Annotated in this window: 2 protein-coding genes; one reads left to right on the top strand and one right to left on the bottom strand. The window is 30.7% G+C overall.

What is annotated here, in order from left to right; genetic code table 11:
• On the bottom strand, positions 1-185 hold a 185-nt coding region (locus DKT72_RS18440), incomplete at its 3' end, for a hypothetical protein (RefSeq protein WP_220628159.1).
• A 184-nt stretch (positions 186-369) separates the two neighbouring features.
• On the opposite strand from DKT72_RS18440, the gene DKT72_RS17855 reads away from it, so the two are divergent.
• A partial coding sequence (locus DKT72_RS17855; protein WP_162623375.1) for a recombinase family protein occupies positions 370-703 on the top strand: 334 nt, incomplete at its 3' end.

Below are 703 nucleotides of genomic sequence, written 5' to 3'. Positions count from 1 at the left end.
TGTTTATAAAAATCCTCCATATAAGCACAGTTTCTTAAATTGTAAAAAGAGTCTCCCTTATCAGCTCGCTTTTTCAGTTGAGATGAATACCTATCTAAATGTTTCTTTATTGCTGGGTAATTATCTATGTCTATTGGTTTTATATCGTTTTCCTTTATTCCATTGTGAACGTTTATGAGCCACAAATCTGCGAAATCATAAGCATACCTTTTTATATCCCTGCCGCGTAAAATAGGTCGTTAATATTAGTCAGTTTTATTAGTTGAAAGAGAATGATTTTAATATTTGAATAAATTAAAGCCTTGTATTATTGTAACGGTTTATGATTAGATTAAACCATAATTGAATAATAATTTAAACAATCGAAAAATGATTTACGGTTACATCAGAGTTAGTACAGACAAACAAACAGTAGAAAACCAGCGTTATGAAATCAATCAGTTTTGTAACCGTCAAACAACAGTAGTAGACAAATGGATTGAAGAAACCATTTCCGGCTCTAAAAATGTAGATGAAAGAAAGCTCGGAAAACTATTAAAAAAAATGAAGCGTGAAGATATCCTTATATGTTCAGAACTTTCGCGTTTGGGCAGAAATTTACTCATGATTATGGGAGTGCTTAATGAATGTATGAATAGAGATATTCAAGTGTGGACAATAAAAGACAATTACCGTTTAGGAAGTGATATTAACTCAAAAGTTT

The sequence above is a fragment of the Confluentibacter sediminis genome (assembly GCF_003258355.1).
Lineage (GTDB): Bacteria > Bacteroidota > Bacteroidia > Flavobacteriales > Flavobacteriaceae > Confluentibacter > Confluentibacter sediminis.
The sequence above is the reverse complement of the archived record's forward strand: the minus strand, read 5'-3'. Positions and strand labels throughout refer to the sequence as shown.